The sequence below is a fragment of the Acetivibrio ethanolgignens genome, from assembly GCF_001461035.1.
Taxonomy (GTDB): domain Bacteria; phylum Bacillota; class Clostridia; order Lachnospirales; family Lachnospiraceae; genus Velocimicrobium; species Velocimicrobium ethanolgignens.
This window is the reverse complement of record NZ_LNAM01000012.1, coordinates 421-5,307: the sequence shown is the minus strand read 5'-3', so window position 1 is coordinate 5,307 and position 4,887 is coordinate 421. Positions and strand designations below refer to the sequence as shown.

Below are 4,887 nucleotides of genomic sequence, written 5' to 3'. Positions count from 1 at the left end.
TACAAAATATATGAACTTTTCAAGGTACTATAGCGGGGCTTTTGACCCCAACATCATGTCTATTATACCATTATTTTTTCATCCTTACGATAAAAAATTCACTCTTCATAACTATGTATTTTATTTTATAACAAAATTTTCTGCAACCCTTCCGCCCAATGAACTTCACAATCACAAAAAGTCTTTTTCTCAAATCCTACCGCTAAAATCCAATACATGGAACTATTTCACCCGGGCATGGTATCCTGTTATAAAGAAGCAGAAGCATTTCGGCAGCTGACCTGTATGTAATCGCTGCAGCCTCTGCAATATGTGTGTTAGATTCTTATGCTTTCTGCAATTTTCTTTCCTGAATCTGCCGGTGTACTTCCATACCACGTTTATTATAATAATCTCGTCTTTCCGAAAGTTTCCACCCGCGAAAAGAAGCCGGGTGGACATCAAACGTCCACCCGGTGTGATAAAATTCTCTATTTTACTTTGATCGTCATCTTGACGGTCTTTTTTGTGCCGTTCTTTAAGGTGACAATGGCCTTGATCGTAGCGGTTCCGGCCTTCACTGCCGTGATCGTTCCCTTCTTTGTGACCGTTACGATGGATTTCCTGGATGTGGCATAGGTGATGCTCTTTACATTATCCATGTCCAGTTTGTCGGAGAGCTTGAAGGTGGTTTTCTTTCCTTCGGAAAGGGTCTTGCTGCTCTTGGCAGGCTTCACGGTTGCAAGGATCGCTTTTTCGATCGCCTTGGCTTCCTTTGCCGTGACAAGTTCATAGGTTGCCTTCCGGCTCATATTTACCGTGACGGTTCCCGCCTTTGTGACCTTGTACTCCTTGTCATTCACCATTGTGTATGTTCCGGTCTTTGTATTCAGCTTGTAAATGTACAGCTTCTCGCCCGGAAGGATCTCGTCGGCATCCGCCTGTACCTTGTACTTCGTATTTCCCTTGCTATCCCTGACCGTCATTGTTACGCGCACCTTCGTGTCTGCTCCGGCTGCCTCGGTGATCTGTCCGAGCACCTTGCCGCTCAGCGATACCTTTGAACTGTCGCTGGTCCTGGTGACGCTCGCATTAGCAGAAGTGACATTTCCGTCTCCGTCTGTCTTTACAGTGACGGTGGCTGTGGTATTCTTTTCGATATTATTAATGACGGATTTCTCGGTCACGCCGGTGACATTTCCGTCCGCATCGGTCTTGGTGGTTGTGGTCACAGTATTTCCCTTGGCGTCCGTCTCGGTCTTTGTGGTCGTGGTGGAGCCGTCCTTATTCGTGATGGTTGTGATATTGCCGGAACCCTCTGTCTTATCTCCGGTTCCATCGGTCGCACCGCCGGATGAACCGCCGGAGCTGCTGCCGCCACCTGCACTGTCGCCGCCGATAGAGCCACCACCGGAAGGCTTTGTTTCGATTGTCAATGTTCCATTTGCAAAGGCGAGCGTGTAATTATCTCCTGCCGGAGCAGTCAATCCACTGATCTGTATCTCATAGGTTCCGGTCTTTGTGTTGTCCGGCTTCTGTGCATATGACATAGTTGCCATACCACCCAAAGCATCGGTTCCGCATAAACCGGTGACAGTATAATCGGTTCCAACTGCCGGAGTTGTCAGAACCGGAACTGCATCGCCAACATAGATGCTCTTATTCTTCGCTGCTACTGTGATCTGTGCTTTGGTGATCTCAAAGATGTAGCTTGCTGTTCCCACGTAGTCATCAGTTGTAATGGTAAATACTGCCCGGTAGCTGCCTGCATTTTTGGGAGCATCCACCGGAGTATCCGGATCACCCACATTATAATTATAATAAGTTACCGTAGTTTCACCGGTTACCGCTGTACCGTTCTCGGTCTTCCACACCGATGTACCTGCATATGCATAGGCATTTCCATTGTAGGTACGGCTGTCACAGGATACGCCGGAAAGGGCTACCGGTGTCTTGTCTGTGGTCTGAACCGTTAAGCTTGTCTCTGAAATATCGTAGTTATCATTCAGACAGAAAATTATAACTCTGGATATCTTGTCGGCGCTATCTACAGCTGCAACATGCAGTGTCAGCTTGCCGTCCGTAATATCTGCATCCGTCGGTTCAGAACTCAACACACCATCTTCCTTGAAAAATTCTCCAACTTTATAGGTGGTCGTTCCGGTCACGCCAGCCGGAAGCAGCTTACTCAGATCATAAGTAATATCCTTCGCCTGATTCGTTTTCACCAACAGCGTCTGACTCGTTCCGGTGACGGATTTCTTGCTGATAGAGAATTTTTTCGTTACTGTTCCGGTGAAGTTGCCTGTTCCAGTCACGGTCAGTTCGTAATCATCCCCTGCATTCGTTCCGGTATTACCACTGACGGTATAGTCTCCGGCTCCAAGGGTCATAGTTCCAACTGTTACACTTGCAATACTCTGGGTCTGCTCTGCACCGGTATAGGTCAGAGGTGTGCCTAAATTGATTGCCGTATTATCATTCGTGATTGTTAGTGGTGCAATCGTCACTTTAATCTCAGCCGGTTCGGTGTCCGTGTGGTTTGCATCCCCCACCACCTTATACCATACACTGTATTCCTTTGCGTCTTTTCCCGTAGGAACGGCTTCCGAATACGCTCCGTTCCGGCTGGTGCTGTACTGCAAAATAGCACCTGTCACATTACTTCCTTCGTCAACAAGTGCCTGTGCGGTTCCATCGTAAGTCAGATTCTCCTTTGCCTTCGGAGCTGTTTCTACGCCAGAACCTGCCTTTTCGATAGTTACCTCAACGCTTGCGGGCAAGGTATCCGCATAATCTTCGTTGCCTTCAACCTTATACCATACGATGTAGTTGCCTGCGTCCTTGCCTGTGGGGATAACTTCGGTATACTCGCCCTTCTCGTTAAGTGAGTACACCATTGTACCGCCGGTGGTCGTTCCCGCTGTAACAAGAGCCTGCTCCTTGCCTTTGTAAACAAGTTTGTTTGGCGTGGGCGCGGTCACTGTCGGCACAATACACCACTGTGAATTGTCATAAATATACTTCGTTGTTTCTGTGCCTACCGTAACAACGTTGGGGTCTGTCAAGGTCTTTTCTGGAAGATATGCGTAAATCTTCTCTTCTCCGTTGTGGTTTGTAGGATATGGTGTGTCGTTGATTGTAATAGCAGCACTGGCTGAATTTTTGATTTCAAGGAGATATACAGGTGTTCTGCCGTCGCTTGTGGGGGTAACTGCACCGTTCCCATCCGTGCCGCCGCCGATAGTGTTTGCTCCTCCACTTACAACCGCCTTTACCGAACCGCCGCTTATGGTGATATCTAAACCGGAGCCGTTCCGGCCGCCGCCTATCCCTGCGCCGCCATTCTCGCCGGTTGCGGTAACCGTGCCCCCGCTTATTTCAATGTTTGAACCGAAGCCGTCCTGGCCGCCGCCTATCCCTGCGCCGCCATTCTCGCCGGTTGCGGTAACCGTGCCCCCGCTTATTTCAATGTTTGAACCGAAGCCGTCCTGGCCGCCGCCTATCCCTGCGCCGCCATTCTCGCCGGTTGCGGTAACCGTGCCCCCGCTTATTTCAATGTTTGAACCGAAGCCGTCCTGGCCGCCGCCTATCCCTGCGCCGCCATTCTCGCCGGTTGCGGTAACCGTGCCCCCGCTTATTTCAATGTTTGAACCGGAGCCGTCCTGGCCGCCGCCTATCCCTGCGCCGCCGCCATTCTCGCCGGTTGCGGTAACCGTGCCGCCGCTTATGGTGATATCTGAACCGGAGCCTCCATAGCCGCTGCCGATTCCTGCACCGCCATAGCCGGTTGCGGTAACCGTGCCGCCGCTTATAGTGATGCCTGAACCGGAGCCCTGCGGGCCGCTGCCGATTCCTGCTCCCCCGTTGCCGCTTGCTGTTACTATGCCGCCGCTTATTTTTATGTTTGAACCGGAGCCTCCATAGTTGCCGCCGATTCCTGCTCCATACATGCCGCCGGTTGCGGTAAGTTTGCCTGTGCCGTTTGTGCCGCCCTGAATGGTAAGTGTTCCTGTTGAAGTGTCGCCGTTCTTCTGCAAGCCTGCGCAATTCCTGCCACTTTTCAGCGTGTTTTCAGAGCCGTCCGCAAGGGTGATGGTGACATTTCCCGTGCTGTGGTCCGCAATTTTGAATGCGGCAGTGCCTTCTGAAGATGAAACGTCAATTTTCACCCCTGCAAGGGTAATGTTTGCAAAAACGTCTTTTTCAACCTCAATCCTATCGGTTGTGGCTTCGTCCGGATTTGTGTTTGCTATCGTAATCGACGTATTGGACTTGATTGTAAGCACATCGTCTGCGTAGGTGTAGTCCGTGTCGTATTCTCCGCCCGTGACCGTAAAAGCACCGATGGTTTCCGCTGCTGCCACGGTCAATCCGCCTATGCCGCCGAAGTTCATGCCGGTGAGTGCCACCACAGCCGCTAAAACAACTGCGGTCAGTTTCTTTCGTAGTTTCTTCATTTCTTATACCTCCATTCTCAGGGCTTCTGCCATGATGCAAGCCCCATAAAATTTGCTTACCTGATATTGCATTTAAACTTTACTAATCCTCCGCCCTTGATGCCGCTTCTATAAATTCCTGAAGTTCCATGCTCCACTGGTCATACACATGCACTTCCAGATAGTCCCACACATTCTTCCTTTCTTTCTGCAGGATGTCTCCGGACGCACATAGCATTCCTCATCCATGCGCGGTTTTTTGTTCGTGAATTTTTGCATGACCCCCCTTTCTGTAGTTTTTGCTTTACAGGAACGATGCTTCCTGGCAAAACAAAAACTGTCAGGAAGCAGAGAACATGTTTATGCTCTCTGACACCTGACAGTTTTACTTGATCTAATATTAAGAAAGAATTGTACCACAAAAAGAACGTCGTTAAACGCTCTGCTCTGCTCTGCTCTGCTCTGCTCT

3 protein-coding genes are annotated in these 4,887 nt (G+C 49.9%); 1 reads left to right on the top strand and 2 read right to left on the bottom strand.

The features are described 5' to 3' along the window. Positions 1-280, top strand: a 280-nt coding sequence (locus ASU35_RS19810) for a hypothetical protein (RefSeq protein ID WP_207644113.1), incomplete at its 5' end; no start/stop codon positions are given. A gap of 190 nt (positions 281-470) precedes the next feature. Here ASU35_RS19810 and ASU35_RS01505 read toward each other — a convergent pair. After that, on the bottom strand, positions 471-4,439 hold the full coding sequence (locus tag ASU35_RS01505) for an MBG domain-containing protein (protein ID WP_058351357.1): 3,969 nt from the start codon (positions 4,437-4,439) through the stop codon (positions 471-473). An 82-nt stretch (positions 4,440-4,521) separates the two neighbouring features. Beyond that, positions 4,522-4,656 carry a hypothetical protein gene (locus ASU35_RS20420; protein ID WP_278278031.1) on the bottom strand — a complete coding sequence of 45 codons (135 nt, stop codon included), beginning with the start codon at positions 4,654-4,656 and terminating at the stop codon, positions 4,522-4,524. Positions 4,657-4,887: the final 231 nt, after the last annotated feature.